This window comes from Allobosea sp. MMO-172, assembly GCF_037147855.1.
Lineage (GTDB): Bacteria > Pseudomonadota > Alphaproteobacteria > Rhizobiales > Beijerinckiaceae > Allobosea.
In genome coordinates this window covers 205,272-228,942 of record NZ_JBBCUM010000009.1, presented here as the reverse complement: position 1 = coordinate 228,942, position 23,671 = coordinate 205,272, and the positions used below count along the sequence as shown (strand labels likewise).

Annotated in this window: 21 protein-coding genes and 1 pseudogene; 9 read left to right on the top strand and 13 right to left on the bottom strand. The window is 66.8% G+C overall.

Features of this window, described 5'->3' with window-relative positions; genetic code table 11:
- From WFK61_RS15650 to WFK61_RS15630, 5 genes and pseudogenes are all read left to right on the top strand, one after another.
- Window positions 1–104 (top strand): annotated as a pseudogene (locus tag WFK61_RS15650) (branched-chain amino acid ABC transporter permease); the annotation flags it as partial.
- A gap of 83 nt (window positions 105–187) precedes the next feature.
- Window positions 188–1,417: a CaiB/BaiF CoA transferase family protein gene (locus tag WFK61_RS15645; protein ID WP_336813011.1), complete on the top strand. Its 1,230-nt coding sequence runs from the start codon at window positions 188–190 to the stop codon at window positions 1,415–1,417.
- Between the two features lie 103 nt (window positions 1,418–1,520).
- Window positions 1,521–2,726: an ABC transporter substrate-binding protein gene (locus tag WFK61_RS15640; protein ID WP_336813010.1), complete on the top strand. Its 1,206-nt coding sequence runs from the start codon at window positions 1,521–1,523 to the stop codon at window positions 2,724–2,726.
- Between the two features lie 62 nt (window positions 2,727–2,788).
- Complete coding sequence (locus WFK61_RS15635) at window positions 2,789–3,151, top strand: cupin domain-containing protein (protein WP_336813009.1); 363 nt, start codon at window positions 2,789–2,791, stop codon at window positions 3,149–3,151.
- A 49-nt stretch (window positions 3,152–3,200) separates the two neighbouring features.
- The gene (locus tag WFK61_RS15630) at window positions 3,201–4,166 is read left to right on the top strand and encodes a LysR family transcriptional regulator (protein ID WP_336813008.1); all 966 of its coding nucleotides are present in this window, start codon (window positions 3,201–3,203) and stop codon (window positions 4,164–4,166) included.
- A gap of 6 nt (window positions 4,167–4,172) precedes the next feature.
- On the opposite strand, the gene WFK61_RS15625 is transcribed toward WFK61_RS15630, so the two are convergent.
- The 9 genes from WFK61_RS15625 to WFK61_RS15585 form a co-directional block, all read right to left on the bottom strand.
- Window positions 4,173–5,429: an acetyl-CoA hydrolase/transferase family protein gene (locus tag WFK61_RS15625; protein WP_336813007.1), complete on the bottom strand. Its 1,257-nt coding sequence runs from the start codon at window positions 5,427–5,429 to the stop codon at window positions 4,173–4,175.
- 2 nt (window positions 5,430–5,431) lie between these two features.
- Window positions 5,432–6,628, bottom strand: a complete 1,197-nt coding sequence (locus WFK61_RS15620) for an acetyl-CoA C-acetyltransferase (protein WP_336813006.1) — start codon at window positions 6,626–6,628, stop codon at window positions 5,432–5,434.
- 169 nt (window positions 6,629–6,797) lie between these two features.
- Complete coding sequence (locus WFK61_RS15615; protein ID WP_336813005.1) at window positions 6,798–7,967, bottom strand: acyl-CoA dehydrogenase family protein; 1,170 nt, start codon at window positions 7,965–7,967, stop codon at window positions 6,798–6,800.
- Between the two features lie 50 nt (window positions 7,968–8,017).
- A complete protein-coding gene (locus WFK61_RS15610) occupies window positions 8,018–8,926 on the bottom strand; it encodes an SDR family NAD(P)-dependent oxidoreductase (protein WP_336813004.1) in 909 nt (302 codons plus the stop codon).
- 28 nt (window positions 8,927–8,954) lie between these two features.
- A complete protein-coding gene (locus tag WFK61_RS15605; protein ID WP_336813003.1) occupies window positions 8,955–10,118 on the bottom strand; it encodes an acyl-CoA dehydrogenase family protein in 1,164 nt (387 codons plus the stop codon).
- Window positions 10,115–11,191: an acyl-CoA dehydrogenase family protein gene (locus WFK61_RS15600; RefSeq protein WP_336813002.1), complete on the bottom strand. Its 1,077-nt coding sequence runs from the start codon at window positions 11,189–11,191 to the stop codon at window positions 10,115–10,117. Before WFK61_RS15600 ends, WFK61_RS15605 begins: the two co-directional genes overlap by 4 nt.
- Before the next feature lie 57 nt (window positions 11,192–11,248).
- Window positions 11,249–12,112 (bottom strand): MaoC/PaaZ C-terminal domain-containing protein, encoded by an 864-nt coding sequence (locus tag WFK61_RS15595; RefSeq protein ID WP_336813001.1) that lies wholly within the window; start codon window positions 12,110–12,112, stop codon window positions 11,249–11,251.
- Window positions 12,109–12,963, bottom strand: a complete 855-nt coding sequence (locus tag WFK61_RS15590; RefSeq protein WP_336813000.1) for an HTD2 family dehydratase — start codon at window positions 12,961–12,963, stop codon at window positions 12,109–12,111. The genes WFK61_RS15595 and WFK61_RS15590 overlap by 4 nt, the downstream gene beginning before the upstream one ends.
- Window positions 12,964–12,980: 17 nt before the next feature.
- Window positions 12,981–13,847, bottom strand: a complete 867-nt coding sequence (locus WFK61_RS15585; protein ID WP_336812999.1) for an HpcH/HpaI aldolase/citrate lyase family protein — start codon at window positions 13,845–13,847, stop codon at window positions 12,981–12,983.
- A 396-nt stretch (window positions 13,848–14,243) separates the two neighbouring features.
- Between WFK61_RS15585 and WFK61_RS15580 the strand changes: the two genes are divergently transcribed.
- Window positions 14,244–16,184: an AMP-binding protein gene (locus tag WFK61_RS15580; RefSeq protein WP_336812998.1), complete on the top strand. Its 1,941-nt coding sequence runs from the start codon at window positions 14,244–14,246 to the stop codon at window positions 16,182–16,184.
- 19 nt (window positions 16,185–16,203) lie between these two features.
- Here the strand turns inward: WFK61_RS15580 and WFK61_RS15575 are convergent, their stop codons facing one another.
- Window positions 16,204–16,854: a TetR/AcrR family transcriptional regulator gene (locus WFK61_RS15575; RefSeq protein ID WP_336812997.1), complete on the bottom strand. Its 651-nt coding sequence runs from the start codon at window positions 16,852–16,854 to the stop codon at window positions 16,204–16,206.
- A 396-nt stretch (window positions 16,855–17,250) separates the two neighbouring features.
- On the opposite strand from WFK61_RS15575, the gene WFK61_RS15570 reads away from it, so the two are divergent.
- The 3 genes from WFK61_RS15570 to WFK61_RS15560 are packed head-to-tail and all read left to right on the top strand — an operon-like array spanning window position 17,251 to window position 20,900.
- Complete coding sequence (locus WFK61_RS15570; RefSeq protein ID WP_336812996.1) at window positions 17,251–18,030, top strand: SDR family oxidoreductase; 780 nt, start codon at window positions 17,251–17,253, stop codon at window positions 18,028–18,030.
- 31 nt (window positions 18,031–18,061) lie between these two features.
- Entirely contained in the window at window positions 18,062–18,865 is an 804-nt protein-coding gene (locus WFK61_RS15565) for an enoyl-CoA hydratase/isomerase family protein (RefSeq protein WP_336812995.1), read from the top strand.
- A 10-nt stretch (window positions 18,866–18,875) separates the two neighbouring features.
- Window positions 18,876–20,900, top strand: coding sequence for an oxidoreductase (locus WFK61_RS15560; RefSeq protein ID WP_336812994.1), 2,025 nt, complete (start codon window positions 18,876–18,878; stop codon window positions 20,898–20,900).
- Window positions 20,901–20,918: 18 nt separating this feature from the next.
- On the opposite strand, the gene WFK61_RS15555 is transcribed toward WFK61_RS15560, so the two are convergent.
- The 3 genes from WFK61_RS15555 to WFK61_RS15545 all read right to left on the bottom strand — a co-directional run bounded on the left by WFK61_RS15555 (window position 20,919) and on the right by WFK61_RS15545 (window position 23,654).
- Window positions 20,919–21,407, bottom strand: a complete 489-nt coding sequence (locus tag WFK61_RS15555) for a MaoC family dehydratase (RefSeq protein ID WP_336812993.1) — start codon at window positions 21,405–21,407, stop codon at window positions 20,919–20,921.
- Between the two features lie 50 nt (window positions 21,408–21,457).
- Complete coding sequence (locus tag WFK61_RS15550; protein ID WP_336812992.1) at window positions 21,458–22,714, bottom strand: CaiB/BaiF CoA transferase family protein; 1,257 nt, start codon at window positions 22,712–22,714, stop codon at window positions 21,458–21,460.
- A 64-nt stretch (window positions 22,715–22,778) separates the two neighbouring features.
- On the bottom strand, window positions 22,779–23,654 hold the full coding sequence (locus WFK61_RS15545; RefSeq protein WP_336812991.1) for an HpcH/HpaI aldolase/citrate lyase family protein: 876 nt from the start codon (window positions 23,652–23,654) through the stop codon (window positions 22,779–22,781).
- Between the last annotated feature and the right edge of the window lie 17 nt (window positions 23,655–23,671).

Below are 23,671 nucleotides of genomic sequence, written 5' to 3'. Positions count from 1 at the left end.
CCTGGGTCACGGTCGTGCAGGGCGTGATCTTCGTCCTCTGCGTCCTGCTCTTCCGCGAGGGCATCGTCGGCGTCATCGCCAAGGCGATCAAGAAGCCGCTCTGAGAGCGGCGCAGGCTGGCGTATCGCCGATCTGGACGAACACAGAAATACATTCTAACTTACGTTAGACACAATCGAGTAACACGATGTCACAATCACCGCTGCATGGCATTCGCATCCTGGATTTCGGGCGCTACATCGCCGCTCCTTATTGCGCGTCCCTGCTCGGAGCGCTCGGGGCCGAGGTGATCCGCATCGAGCCGCCGGAGGGCAATGACGACCGCTACGTCATGCCGGTCAGCCCCGAAGCCGGCGCGATGTTCCTTCAGGTCAACCGGAACAAGCGCTCCCTGCCGATCGACCTGCGCCATCCGCGCGCGACAGAGGTGACGCATCGACTCGTCCGCAACTCCGATGTCGTCATCGCCAACATGGTCCCCAGGACCTTGGCCAAGGTCGGGCTCGACTACGAGGCGCTGCGCAAGCTGAAGGACGACATCATCCTGACCAACATCACCGCCTATGGCGCAGGCGGCCCCGAGCGCGACAGCATCGGGTTCGACGGCACCGGCCAGGCGATGAGCGGTGCGATCCATCTCAGCGGCTGGGAGGACCAGCCCTTCCGCGCCGCCGTCTCCTATGTCGACTACGGCACCGCGCTGGCTTCTGCCTTCGCGACGCTGGCGGCGATCCACGAGCACGGCAAGACCGGCCGCGGGCAGGAGGTGCAGACCTCCTTGCTCAGCACCGCGCTCACCATGATGAACCCGATCCTGATCGAAGAGGCTTCCGGGGAGCGCAGCCGCAGCCCGATCGGCAACCGCAGCCCGATCGCCGGGCCGTCCGACATCTTCGCGACCACCGACGGCTGGATCATCGTCCAGGTGATCGGGCAGCAGATGTTCGAGCGCTGGACGCAGATCGTCGGCGCCCCCCATCTGCTTGGCGACCAACGCTTCTCCGACGATATCGGCCGCGGCGAACATGGCGCCGTGCTCAGCGCCTTCATGAAGGACTGGTGCAAGGCCCGCAGCAGCGCCGACTGCCTTTCGACGCTGCGCTCGGCCCGCATTCCCTGCAGCCCGGTGCTTTCCCCCGGGGAAGCGCTCGCCGAGCAGCAGAACCGGGAGAATGGATTTCTTGCCTGGGAGCCTGCCGCAGGTCTCTCGCAGCCGCTGCCGTTCGTCACGCCTTTCCGGCTGGCAGGCGCCCTGCCCTCCGGCACCACCGCTCCGGCCCTGGGCCAGGGCGCACGTGCGGTGCTGCGCGGGGCCGGTTTCAGCGCCCGCGAGATCGACGCGTTGCGCGACGCCGGCGTGATCAGCCTGGCCGCGACCGAGGAACCCACCGCGCGCGAGCGATCACTGGCGGGCTGAGCAGCCCGCTGCCCAAAGCTTTTGCCCCGTCGACAGGCGGACCGGGGCTACGCCCAACCGGCGTCAAGGCAATCCGCTGATAACCGATACAGGGGAGGACAACATGATCAGAAAGATGCTTCTGGCGGGCGTGGCAGCGATGGCGCTGACGTCGTCGGCTCTGGCGCAATCCTCGGACGGCGCCGTCAAGATCGGTGTGCTGACCGACATGGCGGGCACCTATTCCGACGTGTCCGGCAAGGGCTCGGTCACCGCCGCCCAGATGGCGATCGAGGATTTCGGCGGCCAGGTGCTGGGCAAGCCGATCGCCATGATCTCGGCCGACCATCAGCAGAAGCCGGATGTCGCCTCCGCCGTCGCACGCGGCTGGTTCGACAATGACGGCGTCGACATGATCGTCGACCTGCCCAATTCCGCCGTTGCGCTGGCCGTCCAGGGATTGGCCAAGGACAAGAAGAAGATCACGATGATCGCGACGGGCGCCCCCGAGCTCGCGACCGGTGCGCAATGCTCGCCGACCGGCGTGCACTGGGTCTATGACAGCTACTCCGCCGGCAAGACGCTCTCGCTGGCGCTGACCCGGCAGCCCGGCGACAAGTGGTTCTTCATGGTGATGGACAACATCGCCGGCGAGTCGCTGCAAAAGGCGACCGAGCGCTTCATCATCCCGCTCGGTGCCAAGGTCGTCGGCACGGTCAAGCATCCGCTGAACAGCCCGGACATGTCCGCCTTCCTGCTCAAGGCGCAAGGGTCCGGCGCCAAGTATATCGCGCTGGGCAATGCCGGCGCCGACCTGATCACGGCGGTGAAGCAGGCGCATGAATTCGGCATCGACGCCGGCGGCCAGAAGCTCGTCGCCATCGTCGCCTTCCTTACCGACATCAAGGCGATCGGCCTCGAACTCGCCCAGGGCACGGTCTTCGCGACCGGCTTCTTCCCTGACCAGAGCCCGGAGGCGCAAGCCTGGTCCGAACGCTTCCTGAAGCGCCACGGCGCCGCGCCGAACGACAGCCAGGCTGGCGTCTATTCGGCCGTGAGCCATTATCTCAAGGCCGTCCAGGCGGCCGGCACCGACGAGCCCGGCGCCGTGATGGCCAAGATGCGCGAGCTGCCGATCAACGACATGTTCGCCAAGAACGGCAAGCTGCGCGAGGACGGCCGGATGGTGCACGACACCTATCTGGTCCAGGTGAAGACCCCGGCCGAGTCGAAGGGGCCCTGGGACCTGCTGAAGCAGGTGGTGGTCATCCCCGGCGAAAAGGCGTTCCGCCCGCTGAGCGAAAGCGACTGCCCGCTGGTCAAGAAGTGAGATCGCCGAGCGGGGCGGCGGGCGCACCCTGCCGCCCCGGTTCGGAAAGCGAGGAGCGGAGCATGGCCAAGCCATCGGGCGACACCCTGACGCCGATCAGCGCGCTGAGCTGGGCCGCCCTGCCCGGCTTTCCGGGCCTGGAGGTCCTCACGCTGTCGAGCAATTTCGACGAAACGCGAAAGACCGGCCGCCGCACGCGGCTCGTCCGCTTCGCGCCGGGGGTCGAGACGAAGGAAGCGCTGACGCACGACTATTTCGAAGAGGCCATGCTGATCGCCGGCGACCTGCACGGCGTTCGGGAAGCCAGCGCTTTCGGCTCCTTCTCCGAACAGGCCTATGTCTTCCGCCCGCCGGGCACGCCGCATGGCCCGATCCGCTCCGAAGGCGGTTGCGTGCTGCTGGAAGTGCAGTACTACGCCGATTGAACGGCCGCTCCGGTTCGCCGCCCGGCCCGACGGTCCATGAGATGCCCCGATGCGCAAACCCAAGCCATCCGTCGACCTGCGCCAGATCCGCTATTTCGTGACGGCCGCCGAAACCGGCTCGATCTCGGCCGCGGCGGCGCAGCTATCGCTGTCGCAGCCCTCGCTATCGGAGATGCTGGGCCGCCTCGAGGACGCGCTCGCGGTCCAGCTCATGACGCGCGGCAACCGCGGCATCCAGCTCACGAATGCCGGGCGCCTGTTCGCCGAGCGCGGCCGCGCCATCATCGCCAGCCTCGATGAGGCGATGGCCGAGGTCACGCGGATCGGCGGTGAGGCAAAAGGGCCGGTCGTGATCGGTTTCCCGCCCTCGATTGCCCTGCTGCTCAGCGTACCGCTGGCCGAGACCGTTCAGCAGGAGCTCCCGGATGTGAAGCTGCGCATCGCGGAATCGATGTCCGGCTATGTGCTGAACTGGGTCGAGGAGGAGCATATCGACCTCGGCATCGTCTATCAGGGGCTGAATTGCAGCCATCTCGACGTGAAGCCCCTGCTCAAGGAAGAGCTTTTCCTCGTCACCGCTCCCGATAACTGGCCCGGCGCGGCGGAAATCGAAGGTCCACTGCTGCCCCCGGTCGAATTCAGCGCGCTATCCGGCATTCCTCTCGTGCTGCCGAGCCGCCTTCATGGCCTGCGCGAGCTCGTCGAGCGCTATGCCAGGGCCCAGAACGTCGCGCTCGACGTCACCATGGAGGTCGATGCGCTCCGGCACATCGTCTCGATCGTCTCGCGCGCCAGCGCTCACACCATCCTCTCGCAGGCAGCCGTGATGGACGAGGTGCTGCGCGGCGAGCTCAAGCTCGTTCCCATCGTCAACCCACGGATCGAACGTACGGCCCATGTGGTGCGCAAGCCCGGCCGCGAGGTCAGCGCGGCGAGCCTCGCCGTCGAGCGGCTTCTGGGCGCCATCCTCGGCGAGCTGATCCAGCGCCACCATCTCATCGCCTCGCTGACGTGAGGCCCCTCAGCCGGTTGCGACGGCGCGCTCCAGTTCCTCGCGAAACTCCGGCGCCGCGAGCGCGATCATCCGGGCCCGCCGCTCGGGCAGCGACAGCCCACGCAGATCGGCGCTCCCATATTCGGTGACGATGATCCCGGCATCGGCGCGCGAGGTGCTGACCGGGCCGCCAAGCCTGGCGACGATGCGGCTGACCGGCCCGTCCCGCCCCTTTGCCGTCGCCGGCAGGGCGATGATCGGCCGGCCGCGCGCCGCCAGATGCGCGCCGCGCAGGAAATCGGCGGCGCCGCCGACGGCGCCGACATAGCGGCCTGCGACCTCCTCGGCATTGATCTGGCCGGTGAGATCGACCTCGACGGCGGCGTTGATCGCAGTCAAGCGGTCGAGCCGGCTGAGGACATTCAGATCGTGGGTATAGGCGGTCTCGCGCAGGGAGAAGGCCGGATTGCGATGCGCCAGATCGGTCAGGCGCCGGCTTCCGGCCAGAAGCCCGGCAACGTTGCTGCCGGCATCGAAGGGCTTGCGCGCATTGGTTATGACGCCGCGCTCGATCAAATCGGCCATGCCATCCGTCATCAGGCCGGAATGGACGCCGAGGTCGCGATGGCCCGCAAGCGCCTGCAGGGCGCTTTCCGGCAGAGAGCCGAGCCCGACCTGGAGCACCGCGCCGTCCTCGACCAGTCCGGCGATGATCTGGCCGATAGCCTGCTCCGCCGCACCCGGGGCCGGCGAAGGGGCGCTCACGAGGGGCCGCGAGCTGTGCACGATGATGTCGATATCGGCTTCCGTCAGCGCATGCGGGCCGGGCGTGGCCGGCGCCTGGTCGTTGACCTCGGCGATCACCAGCCGGGCACTATCGACCAGCGGGCGCAGATATTCGCAGGCCGCCGCCATGCTGTAGTGTCCCTCGGAATCCGGCGGCGCGAGCTGGAGCATGAGCACATCGACCCGCGGCGCCAGCACGCGCGGCAATGTCGAATAATGCGAGGGAATGATGTGGAGGCAGCCAGCCGCGGCGAGGCGCCGGTTCGTACCGGTCGCGCAATAGGAATGGAAGCGGACATGGTCGGCGAAGGCGGGGTCGGCGGTCTCGCTCCAGCCGATGCCAATGAAGGCGTCGAAGCGGCCGATCTCGGCGCGCCGCTCCATCAGCGCTTGCGTCAGCATGAGCGGTTCGGCCGAGGCCTGCCCCCAGCAGACCATGCTGCCGGGGCGGATCAGTGCCGGGAAATCCAGCGCCTCGACCGTCATCTCGATCGCCATGCTCAGGCGCCTTCGAAGATCGCGGCCATGCCCTGCCCGCCGCCGATGCACATGGTCTCGAGGCCATAGCGAACACCGCGGCGCTTCATCTCATGCAGCAGCGTGGTCATCATGCGCACGCCGGTCGCGCCGATCGGGTGGCCAAGGGAGATGCCGGAGCCGTTGACGTTGACGCGGCTCTGGTCGTCCAGATTCCACGCCTTCAGAACCGAAAGCACCTGCGCCGCGAAGGCCTCGTTGACCTCGATCAGATCCATTTCGTCGAGTGTCAGGCCGGTTTTTTTAAGCAAACGCGCGGTCGCAGGCACCGGGCCGATGCCCATGGTCCCCGGCTCGCAACCGACGGCCGACCAGCCGACGAGGAAGCCCAGCGGCGTCAGGCCGAGCTCTTCCAGCTTGTCCTCGGCAACGATCAGGCAGGCGGCGGCGGCATCGTTCTGCTGGGCGGCATTACCAGCCGTCACCGTTCCGCCAGCAATGACCGGCCTGAGCTTCGCGAGGATCTGCGGTGTAGTGTCGGGGCGCAGGCCCTCGTCCTTGGCGACGACAACCGGATCGCCCTTCTTCTGCGGCACGCTGACGGGAACGACCTCCTCGGCAAAGCGCCCCTCCGCCCAGGCAGCCGAGGCGCGCTGCTGGCTCTGCGCGGCGAAGGCATCCGCCGCCTCCCGCGGGATGTCGTATTCGCGGGCGAGATTCTCGGCCGTCTCGACCATGCCTGAGATGTAGCCGAAGCGTTCGACCGGCTGCGAGCGCTCGCGCCCGCGGTCGAGCCGGTCATAAAGCATCATCGAGCCGGAGCGGCCGCCCCAGCGCGCACCAGTCGTATAGTACTCGATATTGCTCATGCTCTCGACGCCGCCGGCGAGGACGACGTCGCAGGCACCGCTCTGCACCATCATCGCGGCCGTCGTGATCGCCTGAAGTCCGCCGCCGCAGCGCCGGTCCAGCTGCATGCCGGGCACATGGACCGGTAACCCCGCCTCCAGCGCGATCCAGCGGCCGACGCAGGGCGTCTCGCTATTGGCATAGGACTGGGCGAAGACGACATCCTCGATCAGAGCCGGATCGAGCCCCGTGCGCTTGAGCACCTCGGTCACCACGACCGAGCCTAGTTTTTCGACGGAAACCGGCCGGAGCGCGCCGCCGAAGGCGCCGACCGGGGTGCGGACTGGACTGACGATGGCGGCGCGGCGCATGGCGACTCTCCGATTGGCTGTTGGGCTTGGTCCCGGGTCGAACCTTCTCGGTCCTCCCGGGCGACCGCAGGGAGACCCGGGATCCATGCCAGAACCGTTCCGGCATGGATCCCGGATCGGCGCCGCTTGCGCGGCCTGTCCGGGATGACCCGCGGGTAGGTTGCGAATTTCAGTAGGATCTCGGCATGCCCAGCACGTGCTCGGCGATGAAGGAGAGGATCAGGTTCGTGGAGATCGGCGCGACCTGGTAGAGCCGCGTCTCCCTGAACTTGCGCTCGACATCGTATTCCTCCGCGAAGCCGAAGCCGCCATGGGTCTGGATCGCGGCATTGGCCGCCTCGAAGGAAGCATCAGCCGCCAGCATCTTGGCCATGTTGGCCTCGGCGCCCGGATTGGCGCCGGCCTCATAGAGCCGGATCGCCTCGCGCACCATCAGTTCAGCGGCGCGCATGTTGGCGTAGGCCTTGGCGATCGGGAACTGGATGCCCTGGTTCTGGCCGATCGGCCGGCCGAAGACATGACGCTCCTTGGCGTAGTTCGAGGCCTTGTCGATGAACCACTTGGCGTCGCCGATGCATTCCGAGGCGATCAGGATGCGCTCGGCATTCATACCGGAGAGGATGTAGCGGAAGCCCTTGCCCTCCTCGCCGACGAGGTTTGCGGCCGGGACCTTCACATTGTCGAAGAAGACCTCGGTGGTGGCATGGTTCATCATCGTACGGATCGGCCGGATCGTCAGGCCGTCCTTCAGCGCCTCGCGCATGTCGAGGATGAAGACCGAGAGCCCGTCGGTGCGCTTGGCGACCTGATCGCGCGGCGTCGTGCGGGCGAGCAGCAGCATCAGGTCGGACTGTGCGGCACGGCTCGTCCAGATCTTCTGGCCGTTGACAATGTAGTGGTCGCCCTCGCGGCGGGCGGTGGTGCGCAAGGCGGTGGTGTCGGTGCCGCTGGTCGGCTCGGTGACGCCGAAGGCCTGGAGGCGCAGTTCGCCGGAGGCGATCTTCGGCAGATAGCGCTGCTTCTGATCCTCGGTGCCATGACGCAGCACCGTGCCCATCACATACATCTGGGCGTGGCAGGCGGCGCCGTTGCAGCCCTGTCGCTGGATTTCCTCCATGATGACCGCCGCCGCCGAGAGCGGCAGGCCGGCACCGCCATATTCCTCGGGGATCAAGGCCGAGAGGAAACCGCTTTCGGTCAGCGCCGTCACGAATTCCGTCGGATAGGCCATCTCGCGGTCGAGCTTGCGCCAGTACTCGCCCGGATAATCCGCGCAGAGCCTGGCGACGGCGTCGCGGATATCGGCATGGGCGTCGGCGTGGTGATGATCTGTCGTCATGGCTTCGACTCGTTCTTGGCGCGGGGCGAGGGTTCGGTCCGAACCGTCGCTTACACCGGGTCCCAGGTGAAGATATCGGCGCTGCGGTCGAGCGGCACGAAAGAGGCGCGCAAGGCAGGCTCCGCGTGTTCGGCGACCGTCTCGGGCGTCCAGCCTTCGCTCCGTTGCACCGAGCGCAAGGGCCGGCTCTGGCCCATCAGGAATATCTCGTTATGGCGCACGGCGAATATCTGGCCGTTGACGTGGCTTGCGGCATCCGAGGCCAGGAAGACGGCGAGCGGCGCGTTCTTATCCGGCGTCATCTTCATCAGCCGCTCGACGCGGGCCTGCTGCTCGGGGCTGTCGACCGGAATGGAATCCGTCATCCGGCTCCAGGCGAAGGGCGCGAGGCAGTTCGAGCGCACGCCGAAGCGCTGCATATCGAGCGCGATCGATTTCGACAGCGCCGCGACGCCGAGCTTGGCGGCGGCATAGTTCGCCTGGCCGAAATTGCCGATCAGGCCGGAGGTGCTGGTCATGTGCACGAAGGCGCCGGATTGCTGCGCGCGGAAAGCGTCCGCCGCGGCGCGGCTGACATAGAACACGCCGTTCAGGTTGACGTTGATCACCGAGAGCCACTGCTCCGGCTCCATCTTGTGGAAGATGCCGTCGCGCACGATGCCGGCATTGTTCACGACGGCATCGAGCCGCCCGAAACTGTCCTGCGCGCATTGCACGATGCGGCGGGCGCCCTGCCATTCCGCGACGCTGTCGGCATTGGCGACCGCCCGGCCGCCTTCCTGCTCGATCAGCTTGACCGTCTCCTGCGCGGGCGAGGCCGACTGACCATCGCCGCCGAGCGAGGCGCCGACATCGTTGACGACCACCGCCGCGCCCTCGCGTGCCATGGCGAGCGCGACCGCGCGGCCGATGCCACCGCCGGCGCCTGTGACGATCGCGACCTTTCCGTCCAGAAGCATGTTCGTTCTCCCTTGCTCCGCAGCCGTCTCAGGGCAGCCGCAGGACGTTCTTGGCGATGATGTTGCGCTGAACCTCGGAGGCGCCGCCATAGATCGTGGCGGCCCGCGCGGTCAGGAAGATGCCGGGCGCATGCAGGTCGGCGTTGCCGTCGACCGGCTCCAACCGCCCGCCATCCTCCCCAGTGATCTGCAACATGAATTCCGAGATGCGCTGGTAGAGCTCGCTCTGGTTCAGCTTGAGCAGCGAGACTTCGGCGCCGAGCATCTCGCCGCGGCGCAAGGTGTCGGCGAAGCGCTCGTAGAGGGCCTTGTGGTCCTCCAGATCGAGCCAGAGCTGGTTGTAGCGATCGCGCACGACCGGATCGTCCCAGACGCCGTAATGCTGCGCCAGCCCCTTCAGCCGCGCGAAGGCATGGGCCGATTGGCGCGGCGAGCCCAGGAAGATTCGCTCGAAGCCGAGCAGGGCTTTTGCCATGCTCCAGCCCTTGTTGAGCTCGCCGACCAGATTGGCCTTGGGCACGCGGACATCGTCGAAGAAGACCTCGCTGAACTCGTCCTGCAGGTCGAGATTGACGATCGACTTGACCGAGACGCCCTTGCTCTTCATCGGCACGAGCAGGAAGCTGATACCCTCCTGCTTCTTGGCGCTCGCGTCGGTGCGCACCAGCATGAAGATCCAGTCGGCATCGCCGCCGAGCGTGGTCCAGGTCTTCTGGCCGTTGATCACCCATTCGTCGCCATCGAGCACGGCCTGCGTGCGCAGGCTCGCGAGATCGGAGCCGGCATTGGGCTCGCTATAGCCCTGGCACCAGATATGCTCGCCCGAGAGGATCTTCGGCAGGAAATGCGCCTTCTGCTCCTCGCTGCCGTAACGGATCAGCAGCGGGCCGAACAACATCATGCCGTGATCGGGCGTGCGGGCCGCGCCGAAATTCTCGAACTCCTCGACATAGATCAGCTGCTTGGAGGCCGAGAGCCCCATGCCGCCATATTGCTTCGGCCAGTTCGGCGCGAGCCAGCCATATTTGGACAGCTCCATGTACCAGGGCTTCGCCTCGGCCCAGTGCAGGCGCTTCACCGGGTTGCGCAGCTCCGGCGGATGGCGCTCGGCCAGGAAATCGCGGACGAGCACGCGGAAATCATTGTCGCTCAGCGCGTTATAGTCGTCGATTGTGTAGCGGGAGGCGCTCATGCGGGCTGCCCTTCCTTGCTGTCGGCGGCGGCCAAAGTCTGGAAATGCGCGAAGCGGCGGCGATGCAGGGCGGAATCGCCGAGCGAGGGCACCAGCACCATGGCCTTGCGCAGGAAGAGCCCGATATCGTGCTCATCGGTATAGCCAATGCCGCCATGGAGCTGGATCGCCTGCCGCGTCACGATCAGCGCCGCGTCGCTGGCGCGGGCCTTGGCGCGGGAGGCAGCGGCCTTGGCGGCCGGGCCCTGCCCTTCGTCCATGATCGCGGCAGCGTCCTCGATGCTGGCGCGGGTCAGGAGCGCCTGCTGCTTCAGATCGACGGCGCGATGCTGCAAGGCCTGGAAGGTGCCGATCTTGACGCCGAACTGCTGGCGCACGTTGAGGTAATCGATGGTCCGCTCCAGAGCGGCATCGATGATGCCGAGGAGTGTGGCCGCCGTCGCGAGAACCGCTTCGTCCAGCCAGCTTTCGCGCGGTGCCCGGCCCGGCTCGCCGCGGGCGCCATTGAAGGTCAGTGTGCCCCAATGGCCGCCATCCTGCGCCGGCGTGATCTCGATGGTCAGGCCAGGATCCTTGGCATCGACAATCGCCACGCCCTGCCGGGTCGCCACCGCGAAGGCATCGGCGCCCGCCGCCATCGGCACATGGAGCTTCCGCCCGCTGACGCGTCTGTCGACGAAGGTGGTTTCGACCTCGCCGTCGAGTTGGCGGGGCTTCTCCTGCCAGGCCGCGAGGATGATCGCTTCGCCGGTCAGAGCTGCTTCGAGGCGCGCCCCATCGAGCATGTCGGTGGCCATCAAAGCGGAGATGAACGGCTCCGGCGCGAGTGCGGCGCCCATCTCCTCGGCGAGAGCGATCAGCTCGGCCATGCCGAGCCCTGCTCCGCCCTGCTCCTCCGGCAGCCGCAGGCCGAGCCAGCCGAGCTCCGCCATCTGCCGCCAGACGGCGCGGTCGAAACCGGGCTGGCGGAAGCGCTGAGCCCGAACCCGTGAAAGATCGCTCCTGTCGGCAACGGCGGCAGCGCTTTCGCGCAGCATCCGCACGTTTTCGAGCCGCTCCTCGTCCAAGGCCATGTCGTCTTCTCCCTGCCGCCGCCCATCGCCTTTTTCAGGCGGCGGCCCTGTTGTCGTTCAGCCTGTCGTGGCCAGTCCGTTGGTAGCGACGAGCACGCCGCGCTCCGGCACGTGCGCCTGAAAACTGCCGTCGCGCCAGAGATCGACGGCGATCGTCTCGCCGGGATAGACCGGCGCTGAAAAGCGCAGCTTCATGCTCTTGAGGCGCGTCGCGTCGTAGTCGAGAAGCCCGCGCAGGATCGCGTGGCAGATCACGCCAAAGGTGCAGAGGCCGTGCAGGATCGGGCGGGCGAAACCGGCCTCGGCCGCCCGCTTCGGGTCCGCATGAAGCGGGTTGTCGTCGCCATTCAACCGGTAGAGCAGCGCCTGCTCCGACCGCGTCGGCAGTTCGATCGTCAGGTCCGGCGGCGCCCCGGGGACGGCGTGGACCGGGCGAACGGGGCCGTCAGCCCCGCCGAAACCGCCATAGCCGCGCAGGAAATGCGACATGGTCGTGGTAGCGAGCAGGGCGCCGCTTTCGGCGTCGAGGATCTGGCGCTCGCTATAGAGCAGCGCGCCGCGCCCAGCCCCCTTGTCGATCAGGCTCGTGATCCGCGTCCGGCCGACGATCCGGCCGTTCACCGGCAGGGGCCCGTGCAGCGCGATCTCCTGCTCGCCATGGAGGGCGGAACGCGGATCGACGCCCGTATCAGGATTGCCGATCCAGAAGCCGGGAAAGCCGAGCACGACGGCGTAGGACGGTACAACCTGAAGCGCGCGATGATGATCGACATAGCGCAATTGCTGCTCGTCGAGCGGGTCCTGCCCCAGCCCGATCGACAGCGCGTAGAGGATCGTATCCTTCTGCGTGAAGGACTGCTCCATCTCCGGGATCGGATAGGCGAGCAACCGGGCGGGATCGAAACCGGCCAATGCAGTCATGGCGCCACCTGCGCTTCCGCCTGCATGCCGATCTCGCCGGCACTGTCGGCGGCCCAGATGGAGTACTGCCCGTCGCCCGTCGCCTTCAGGGCGACGGTCAGGGCGTCCCCTGCGAAGAGCGGTTTCATGCCGCGATATGAGAATCTTACAACGGGACTTTCGAGCTTCTCCGTAAGCACGGAGAACAGCTTGGTCGCGGTGAAGGGCCCCTGCACCACCAGCCCCGGATAGCCCTCGACCTCCCGCGTATAAGGCAGGTCGTAATGAATGCGGTGGCCGTTGAAGGTCGCCGCAGAGTAGCGGAAGAGCGCGACCTCGTCGGGATGCCAGGCTTCGCTGTGATCGGCATCGGCCGGAGCCGGTTTGCCCTTCGGGGCCGGCTGGCCGGGCGCCGGGTCGTCGCGATAGACGATGTTCTGGATTTCCGAGATCGCCGGCCCCTCGCGATCGGAAATCTCGTGCTGGACCTGGACGAAGACCAGCGGGCCGCTGCCGCCCTCCTTCAGCGTGACGCTGAGGATCGTCGAATTCCGCCGCAGCAGGGCATCGACCCGGATCGGGCGCAGGAACGAGACCTCGCCGCCGGCCCACATCCGCCGCGGCAGCGGCACCGGCGGCAGGAAACCGCCGCGAACGGGATGACCGTCCGGCCCGATCAGCGATTGCCGCTGCGGCGGAAAGGCGTTGGCCCAGTGCCAGAGCCCGGGCACAATATCGCCCTGGCGCGGCGGAGCCTCCCGGTCGAAGAGCGCCGCAAATTGCGCCGCCTGCAAACTGGTCACGGTCTCGCCATTGGACTGGCTCCGTCCGACCCAGCCTTGCAGATGCGCAATGTCGATTGCGTTCGCCATGCTTGCCTCCGCCCCCGTCACTCTGCCGCCTGCAGCGGCGCGGCCCGGCGCAGCAGCTGGTGCGCCCGCACGAGATGCGGGCGGTCCACCATCTTGCCGTCGAGCGAGATGACGCCGCTGCCCGCGGCTGCGTCGAAGGCGGCGACGATCTTCCGGGCCCAGTCGATCTCGGCCGGGCTCGGCGAGAAGGCCTCGTTGACGATGCCGACCTGACCGGGGTGGATGCAGAGCTTGCCGGAGAAGCCGTCCGCCAGCGCGTCCGTGCTTTCGCGGCGCAAGCCGTCGAGATCGCCGGGAACGGGATAAGGCGTATCGATCGCCGGGACGCCGGCCGCTGCGGCTGCCAGGAGCACCGTAGCGCGCGCCAACAGCATCGGGGCACGATAGCGTCCAGCCGGCGAGCGCGGCGCGATGCCGAGATCGGTCGACAGGTCCTCGGCCGCGAAGCACAGGCCGATCAATCGCCCGGACACGCCGGCATAATCGCATTGCCGGACAGCCGCCGCATCTTCCGTGACCAGCGGCAGGATGCCGATGCTCCCGGCGGCGATCCCGGACTGCATCTCCAGCAGGTCGAGATGATGCGCGAGCCGGGCGATATCGGCCGCGCCATTGCATTTCGGCAGCATGACGAAGCGCGGCTTCGCCGGGGCGACGGCGATGAGATCGGCGAGATACCAGGGCGTGTCGATCGCGTTGACCCGGACGCCGACATGGCCGCGCCCGCCTTGCCCGAGCGCATCGGCCACCATGCGGCGCGCATCGTCCTTCCGCGACGGCGCAACCGCGTCCTCGAGGTCGAGGATCAGCGCGTCGGCATCGCCCGTCATCGCTTTCGCGATCTTCCTGTCGGAATCGCCGGGAACGAAAAGGAGGCTGCGCATGGGTTCGCTTGCCGTGATCTGGGGTTGTTGCCGTGGCTCGCCGGCCTGTCGGCCCGGGCCTCGTCTTGTTGCGACGAGTGACCATGGATCGCCCGGAGACACAAGGACACGTCGACTTCCATAGGTTTTACCTATGTCTCCCAAAGGCCTGCGGCGAAACCTCTTTCAAACGTTAGATTTATGATCGTAAGAATTCTGCATCGACGCCGTTGGCGATCGGCCGCGCGCAAGACGCGGCCCGGGAGAGAAACGATGCCAGAGACATCCGTTCCGGTTGCCGCCCGCATGCGGCGCGCCCATCCTTTCCCGCCGAAGGGCTGAAGACCTGCCGCAACCCCGGCAAAGCTCGCCGAGCGCCGGTCATCCCACCCTGCATCCGCATCAAAGGCCATGATCATGAACGCAGCATCCGGCGAAGCCTGGCAGCCTTCACCCCGGCAGATCGCGGAGGCGAACGTCACCGAGATCGCGCGCCGGCTCGGCGTCGCGGATTTCGATGCGCTGCAGCGCCTCTCGGTCGAGGACCCGGCTGCCTATTGGAAGGTGATCAACGACTATTGCCAGATCGTCTGGTCGAAACCTTACGAGCACTATGCCGACCTCTCACGCGGCAAGCAGTTCCCGCAATGGTTCGTCGGCGGCGAGTTGAACTGGACCGATTCCGTTTTCGCCTGGGGCAAGCGCGGCGCTGAAAAACGGCCGGCCGTCATCGCCGAGAGCGAGGATGGCAGCCTCACGCAAGTGACCTATGCCGAGCTGCAGCAGCGGGTCGAGCGCTTCGCGGCCGGCCTCAGCGCGCGCGGCATCAACCGCGGCGATCGCGTCGGCCTGCTGATGGAGAGCGGGGTCGAGGCGACGATCTCCTTCCTGGCGATCGCCTATCTCGGCGCCCTCGTCGTGCCGCTGTTCAGCGGCTTCGGCTCGGACGCCATCGTCTCTCGGCTAAGTGCCTGCGAGGCTCGCGCCATCATCGCCACCGCCGGCTTCCACCGCCGCGGCAAGCTCGTCGATACCAGCGCGGTGGTGATCGAGGCGTGCAAGCGGCTGCCGACCGTCGAGCGCGTGATCCTGAAGGCCGCAGTCGAGCACTCCCCCCAATTCGCCCTCTCGGAAGCCTGGAGCGCCATCGAGCAGGACGCGCCCGCCGGCTTCGCGGCCGAGCGGATGGGCGCGAACGATCCCTTCATGGTGATCTACACATCCGGCACGACCGGCAAGCCCAAGGGCGCCGTCCACGTCCATGGCGGCCTGCCGCTCAAGATCGCCCATGACTCCGCCGTCCATTTCGACGTGAAGCCCGGCGACGTCTTCTTCTGGCCGGCCGATATGGGTTGGATCGCCGGCGCGCTGATCATCTGCTCGACGCTGATGCGCGGCGCGACGCTGGTCTGCTACGATGGCGCGCCCGACTTCCCGGACTGGTCGCGCATGTCGCGGCTGGTCGAGCGGCACAAGGTCACGCAATACGGCTCGGCGCCAACGCTGATCCGGGGGCTAGCCGCCCATGAGGCACTCGCCACCAAGGGCGATCTCTCCTCGGTGCGCCTGCTGATCACGGCCGGCGAAGGCATCGATCCCGATCATTTCCTCTGGTACCAGCGCCATTTCGGGCGCGATCTCGCTCCGGTGATCAATTACACCGGCGGCACCGAGGTCTCGGGCGCGCTTCTGTCCAGCGTCATCGCCAAGCCGATCCTGCCGACGGCCTTCAACACCGCTTCGCCCGGCGTCTCCGTCGATGTGGTCGATCCGCAAGGCCGCTCGATCAGCGAAACGGTCGGCGAACTCGCCGTGCGCGAGCCCTTCGTTGGGATGACCCGGTCGTTCTGGCAGGATGACGAGCGCTATCTCGAAACCTACTGGAGCGCGGTGCCGGGCCTCTGGCTGCATGGCGATCTCGCGATCCGGCTGCGCGAAGGCGGCTTCATGCTGCGCGGCCGCTCGGACGACACGATCAAGGTCGCCGGCAAACGACTCGGACCGGCCGAGGTCGAGGAGGTCGTGCTGGAACTGGCCGGCATCAACGAGGCGGCGGCGATCGGCGTCGACGATCCCGTCAAGGGCCAGAAGCTCGTCGTCTTCGTCGTGCCTTCCGACAAGGCCGGCGCGGATATCCCGAAGGAGGTATCGGCCCATGTCGACGTCCGACTGGGCCGGCCATTCCGGCCATCGCATGTCCATGTCGTCGCGATGCTGCCGAAGACCAAGAGCTCGAAGGTGATGCGCCGCGTGATCCGCAGCCTCTATTCGGGGCTGCCGGCCGGCGACCTTTCCTCGGTCGATAACGAGGCGGCGCTCGACGAGATCCGGCGGGTTGCTCCCGCAGCCAATGGCTGACCGGCGTCGCCCGCCATCGTCAGGCCCGCAGGCCGACGCCCCTCAGCAACATGGTCGTGGCCAGCGTCGTGACGGTGTCGCTGGTCGCGCCGCTGGCACGGATCCACTCCGGAACGCGGTTCAACCCGCCGAGGAAATAGGGAATGACGATCGCCAGATCGATCGCCGGGTCCACTTCCCCGCCGTCAACGCCGGCGGCGAAGAGATCACGCCAGAGCTGCGCGTATTTCTCACGCATCTTGCGGCTGCGGCGTTTGATGACCGGGGGAAGGTGCTCGTAGACATGCATGAACGTGCGATCCTTGCCGACCATGCTGGACAAGTGCGCGCCCACTGCAGCGCTGACCTTCTCGGCGAAGGGCGCCTCGGCCGGCAGGTTGCGGATGGTGTCCTGGACGAACTCGAACAGGGTCTCGATGCCCTGGTTCAGGATTTCCTCGACGATCTCGTCCTTCGACTTGAAGTGGTAGTAGAGGCTCCCCGCCTTCATATCGACGAGAGCTGCGACCGCACGCATCGTGCAGGCCTCGTAGCCCTGACGAACGATAATCTCCGCTGCCGCGTTGAGGATTTCGCCCCTCATCGGATTCGGCTTCGCTGCTTCCGCGGCCTGCGAAGCGGCCGGCTTCCTCGTGCTGCGTGCTCTCATCTCGAGTCCGGTCTTTCCCATCAGGTCCGAAGACCAGATTCCATTGATTTCGACCGCCTGATCATGCCAGCCGCGGCGACGAGCGCTTCTCGTCACTACTCGCCCTTGAATCCTGAATCAAGCTGATGCCTCCTGCACTTAGGCAGCAATGAAGCCGGTGACTCGTTAATTTTTCAACCAAACGATAGTTTGTATTGATGCTCTGTGAAGCTTGTCCTACTGTAGCGGCCGGTCGGTTGGACCGGACCGTCCGGCACAAGGCAAAAGCAGCGGGCGCAAAGGAGCGCCACGGCCGCCGCAGCGCCGCGCTTCATGCCGAACCGTCGTCGGGGCCAATTCGGCGAGGGGGGGGCCAATGTCAGCGGAGCCGTTTTCGCGCATCCGCTGCCAATAAGATCAAGGGATGGAACGAGTGCCATGGATCTGTTTCTGAGAGGCAAGCGCGTCGTCATCACCGGCGCCTCGCAAGGCATAGGCGAAGGGCTGGCCCATGCCTTCGCCGAGGAAGGCGCAAATCTGCATCTGGTGGCCCGCTCGGGCGACCGCCTCACGGCATTGCAGAAGGAACTGAGCGGGACCCATGGCGTCGATGTCCGCATTCAGCCGCTGGACCTCACCGCTCCCGGCGCGGCAGAGGCGGTGGTGGCTGCGGCCCCCGATATCGACATCCTCGTCAACAATGCCGGCGCCATCCCGGGCGGTGATCTCTGGACGGTCGATGCGGAGAAATGGCGCGCGGGCTGGGAGCTCAAGGTCTTCGGCTATATCGATCTGACCCGCGCGATCTACCCTGTCATGAAGGCCCGCGGCGCCGGCGTCATTCTCAACAATATCGGCAATGGCGGCGAGAATTTCGACTTCGACTATGTCGCCGGCTCGACCGGCAATGCGAGCCTGATGGCCTTCACCCGCGCCATCGGCGGGCGCAGCCTGGAGGACGGCATCCGCGTGCTCGGCATCAATCCGGGCCCGGTCGCGACGGAGCGGATCTACAAGGTGCTGAAGGCCCGCGCCCAGTCGCGCCTTGGCGATGCCGAGCGCCATACCGAATATCTCCAGCACTATCCGCTCGGCCGGCCGGCTTCAGTGCGCGAGGTGGCCGACCTCTTCGTCTTCCTGGCCTCATCGCGCTCCGGCTACACCTCGGGCACGATCATCACGGTCGACGGCGGGATCACCTCCAAACGCAGCATCTGAACCCGCACGCGGGCCAACAGGACGACGGATCATGAGCGACTATTCCGGCTACCAGCGCATCCTCTTCGACCGCCCGGCCGAGGGCGTGCTGCGCCTCACCCTCAACCGCCCAGAGCGGCTGAACGCGCTCGATGCCATCGGCCATACCGAATTGACCTATGTCTGGTCGAAGATCGACGCCGATCCCACCGTCCGCTCCGTCATCCTCTGCGGCGCCGGACGCGGCTTCTCGGCCGGCGGCGATCTCGATGTGGTCCAGGCGATGATCGAGACGCATGAAGAACGCGCCCGGATGTGGCGCGAGGCCAAGGACCTCGTCTACAACATCATCAACTTCTCAAAGCCGCTGGTTTCGGCGATGCACGGCCCCGTCGTCGGCGCCGGCCTCGTCGCCGGCATCCTCGCCGATGTCTCGATTGCCGCGAAGACCGCCAAGATCGTCGATGGCCATACCCGCCTCGGCGTTGCCGGCGGCGATCATGCCGCGATCATCTGGCCCCTGCTCTGCGGCATGGCCAAGGCGAAATACTATCTCCTGCTCTGCGATCCGCTGACCGGCGAGAAGGCCGAGGAGATCGGCCTGATCTCGCTCGCCGTCGAGGATGCCGAACTGCAGGAAAAGGCCGTATCCGTCGCGGCCCGATTGGCCGATGGGGCGCCCAGCGCCATCCGTTGGACGAAGTATGCGCTGAACAACTGGCTGCGCATGATGGGGCCGAGCTTCGATGCCTCGCTGGCGCTGGAGATGCTCGGCTTCGGCGGGCCGGAGGTGGTCGAGGGCCTGGCCTCGCATCGCGAGAAGCGCCAGCCCGATTTCAGACAGTTCCCCGGCTAGGAGCGCTGCGATGAGCGGGCCGTTTCCTCATCTCTTCAGCCCGCTGACGATCGGCCCGATGACGCTCCGAAACCGGATCGTCATGGCGCCGCATGCGGTGGTGTTCGCGCCCGGCTACGGCTCCACCGTCGAGCGCGTCATCGACTACCATGTCGAGCGCGCCAAGGGCGGTGCCGGCCTGATCGTGATGTCGAACTTCCTGTTTCCGCCTTCCTGGAAGCGGCTGGCGAACTGGGGCGGCGCCTTGGAAACCAGCTCGCTCGGCACCCTCGACCGCATCGACGATCCCGAGCTGATCCCCGCTTACAAGCGCCTGATCGACGGGGTGCACGCCCATGGCGCACGCTTCGTCTCGCAGCTCAATGCCAGCGGCCGGCAGCTCCATGCGCCGGGTGTGAAGAGCTACAATATCCCGCTCTTCGCTCCCTCGGCCCTGCCCTGCCCGCGCACCCGCGAAATCCCGCGCGCGATGGAGATCGCCGATATCGAGGAGTACATCGAGACCTTCGCCACCGCCGCCCGCAATGTCGCGGAAGCGGGCGGCGACGGCGTCGAACTCTTCGCCTCGCAGGGCTATCTGCTGCATGAATTCCTCTCGCCCAACACCAATCTGCGTGAGGATCGCTATGGCGGCAACCTGGAGAACCGCTGCCGCTTTCTGATCGAGAGCATCGCCCGTATCCGCCGGGAGCGCGGCGCTGACTTCGTGATCGGCGTGCGTCTCAACGCCTATGACGGCCTGCCGAACGGGATCGACCCGATGATGTCGGTCGAGATCGCGACGCGCCTCGCTGCAACCAGGCAGGTCGACTATCTCAACATCAGCGGCCTGACCTCGGCCGCCTATCCCGGCTGGATCTCGGACATGGGCGCGCCGGAGGCCCAGTTCGCCGAGGTCGCCGGGCAGATCCGCTCCGCGACCGGCCTGCCGATCTGCGTGGTCTCGCGCATCCCTTCGCCGGCCATCGCCGAGGATGTCGTGGCTTCCGGCCAGGCCGACATGATCGGCATGGCGCGTGCCCTGATCTCCGACCCGGAATGGCCGACCAAGGCGCGGGGCGGCGCGGTCGAGGATATCCGCCAGTGCACCTATTCGAACCAGGCCTGCCTGATGGGGCTCGATCAGGGTCGCGGCATCGGCTGCGTCCACAATGTCGCGGTCGGGCGCGAACGCCAGCTCGGCATCGGCACGATGAAGCCGGCCGGAAGCCGCAAGCGCGTCGCCGTGATCGGCGGCGGGCCGGCTGGGATGGCGGCGGCCCGCGTCGCCCATGAGCGCGGGCATGAGGTCGTGCTGTTCGAGGCCAACGGCCGGCTCGGCGGCCAGAACCGCATGACGGCGCAGATGAAAAGCCGCTACGCCTTCGGCGAGATCACGCGCTGGCAGGAACATATGCTGCGCAAATGCCAACTCGACATCCGGCTCAACACGCAGGCGACACCCGCTCTGCTTGCCGGATACGAGGCGATCATCCTCGCGACCGGCTCGACACCGCGGCGCGACGGGCGCTCCAGTCTGCGTCAAGGCGAGGCACCGATCGCTGGGCTCAATGGCGAGCACGTCCTCACCGTCTGGGACGTGTTCGAACGGCCGGAGTCCATCGGCACCTCGGTCGTGGTGATCGACGAGGACCCTCACCTCTCTGCCGCTTATGCGGCGGAGCATCTGGCCGAGCTGGGGAAGACTGTGACCATCGTCACCCCCTTCCTCCATGCCGGCGCGGCTCTCCACTCCGACCACGTCCCGGATTTCTACCGCCGGCTTCGCCCCAAAGGGGTGCAGGTTCTGCCGAACATGCTGGTCGAGTCGGTCGGTGAAACGACGGTCGCGCTGCGCGACCGCTATACCGGCCAAGGCACCACACTGGCCGGCATCGAGACCGTGATCGTCGGCATGGGGCAGGAGGCATCGCGAACGCTGGCTGATGCCCTGGCTGATGGTCCGGCCGAGCTGCACATCGTCGGCGATTGCCGCACGCCGCGGCTCGTCACCGACGCGATCGTCGATGGCGAGCGTGCGGGCTGGATGCTTTGAGACCGCCTGCGGCGCGTTTCACGCCGCCGGCAGCTCGCTCTTCTTGAGCATCAGGCCAGTGCGACGGAAGGACAGCACGACCTGACCGCGCTGGTTGATGCTGCGGGTCTCGAACTCGACGATGCCGGATTGCGGGCGCGACTTCGACTCGCGCTTCGAGATCACCTCGGTCTCGCTGTAGAGCGTATCGCCGATATAGACCGGCGAGGAGAACTTGACGTCGGTGAAGCCGAGATTGCCCTCGGTGGTGCCCAGCGTCGTATCGGCGACCGTGACGCCGCAGGCCAGCGACAGCGTGAACAGGCTGTTGACCAGGCGCCGGCCATGCGCGGTCTGCTTGCAGTATTCCTCGTCCATGTGCAGCCAGGCCGAGTTGTAGGTCAGCGTGCTGAACAGGAGATTATCCGTCTCCGTGACGGTGCGGGTGATCGCGTGCTTGTAGACGTTCCCGACGACGAGTTCCTCGTAATATTTGCCGGTCGCGAGCTTCTGATAGTCGACGGTCATGGGAATCTCCCTGGTGCTTGGATAAGGGCGGCCCGCGAGCCGCCGGTAAGTCAGATGACCTGCTCTGCCCGCAGCCGCGCGATGGCCTGCGCGTCGAGGCCGAGAAGCTGGCCGTAGATGTCCTCGTTGTCGGCGCCGAGCTTCGGCGCCGGACGATCGAACCCGACCTTGGCGCCTGACATGCGGATCGGCACGCCGGCGCCGACGGCGTCGATCTTGCCGGCATCGGGATGGACCAGCGTCTGGATCGCGCCGCTGGCGTGAAGGCGCGGGTCTGCCAGCGCTTCCAGCGCCGTGCGCACGGTGACGCTGGGTACGCCGCGTTTCGTCTGCAGCTCCGCGATGACGTCCTGCGTGTTGTGCTGGCTGGTCCAGCCCTCGATCAGGGCGTTGAGCGCATCGGCGTTCTTGGCGCGCGGCCCCCGACCGGTGAAGCGCGGGTCCTGGCTCAGCTCCGGCTGCCCCATCGCGTCGAAAATGGCCGCAGCCCATTTGTCGTTGGCCGCCGCGATCGAGACATAGCCGTCGGCGGTCTTGTAGATGCCGAAGGGCGCCAGACGGTTCTGGTGATTGCCCGAGCGTGGCGGGAAGCCGGCGCGCTGGAAGACGTCGAAATGCTCGAAGGGCAGGAGCGAGGTCAGGCAGTCCAGCATCGAGACGACGATGTTCTGCCCCCTGCCCGTCTCCTCGCGCTGGCGCAGAGCGGCCTGGATGCCGATGATGCCGTAGAGCGGCGTGATCAGGTCGGCGATCGGCAGGCCGAAGCGGACCGGAGAGCCGTCGGCGAAGCCGGTCGTGTCCATCACGCCGCTGAGCGCCTGGACGGTGATGTCCATCGCCTTGACGCCCGGATAGGGGCTCGGGCGCCCCAGCCCCGTGATCGAGCAATAGACGATGCGGGGGTTGATCCTGCTGATGCTCTCGTAATCGACGCCGAGCCGGTCGACCGTGCCGTCGCTCATGTTCTCGACGATGATGTCGGCGTGCGTGGCGAGGTCCCGGAAGATCTCGCGGCCGCGCTCGGTCTTGAGATCGAGCGAGATGCTGCGCTTGTTGCGGGCGCGGGCCAGGATCGAGAGCGAAATGTCGCCCGGCTCCATATTGTCGAGATGGATGCCGTCCTTGCCGTAGAAGGGCGGGTTGAAGCGCGCGATGTCGCCGCCGGTCGGCGACTCGATCTTGATGACCTCCGCGCCAAGTCCGGCCAGCAGCAGCGTGCAATAGGGGCCGGCGAGCGCGACAGTGAGGTCGAGCACGCGAAGCCCCGCCAGGGGCGGCAGGCGCCCGGAATCCGCAGCCTGTTCCAAGATAGTCCTCCCGTTGTCTTGTTTCGGCCGGGCCTCGTTCGGCGAAGCCCTCCGCTTGTCGCGGTCAGGCGCGGTATTCGGCCGCCAGCGCGATGATGTCGTGGGCCGTTTTGACGTGGGCGATGTCGATATGTTCGCCGTCGTACATCACCGAGGCGCGCCCGTTGGCCTGGGCCTGCGCCAGCGCATCGACCATGCCTTGATAGTAGGCGACCTCGTCCTGCGTCGGCGTATAAGTGCGGTTGATCGTCTCGACCTGCATCGGATGCAGCGCCAGTTCGCCGGCCATGCCGAGCTGGCGGTCGAATTGCGACGCCTTCGCGAGGCCGTCGAGGTCCTTGATCTGCTGCCAGATGCCACCGATCGGCAGCTTGCCGGCGGCGCGGGCCGCCATGACGACGCGGGATTTCAGATACTCGGATTCGCGGCCCTCGGCCGTCCAGACATATTTCAGCGCGCGGCCGACATCGGCGTTCTTGGCGGTGGCGCCGACGATGCCGGCGACACGCGGAATCTGCGCGATCTCGAAACAGAGCTGCATCGAGCGCGCGGTCTCCAGCAGCGGGATCAGCTTGATCGTGCCGATCTCCAGATTGGCCCGGCTCTCCGCCTCCGCGATCATGCAGGAGGCCATGTGCACATCCTCCGGCCCCCAGGGCTTGGAGATGTAGATGCCCTCGACGCCCGGCTGCACGACCGCCAGCAGATCGTCGAGATCGTAGATATGGGCGGTGCGGTTGATGCGCACCCAGATGCGCTGGCCCTTGGCGATCAGCTCCGGAATCTTGCCGGCGACAAGCGCGCGGGCCGCGGCCTTCTCGGCCGGCGGCACGCTGTCCTCGAGGTCGAGGATCAGCGCGTCGGCACCGGCGTTCACCGCCTTGTCGAGCATCGATTCCTTGTTGCCGGGAACGAAGAGGAACGAGCGGATCGGTTTCATGGCGTTTCCCCCTGGCT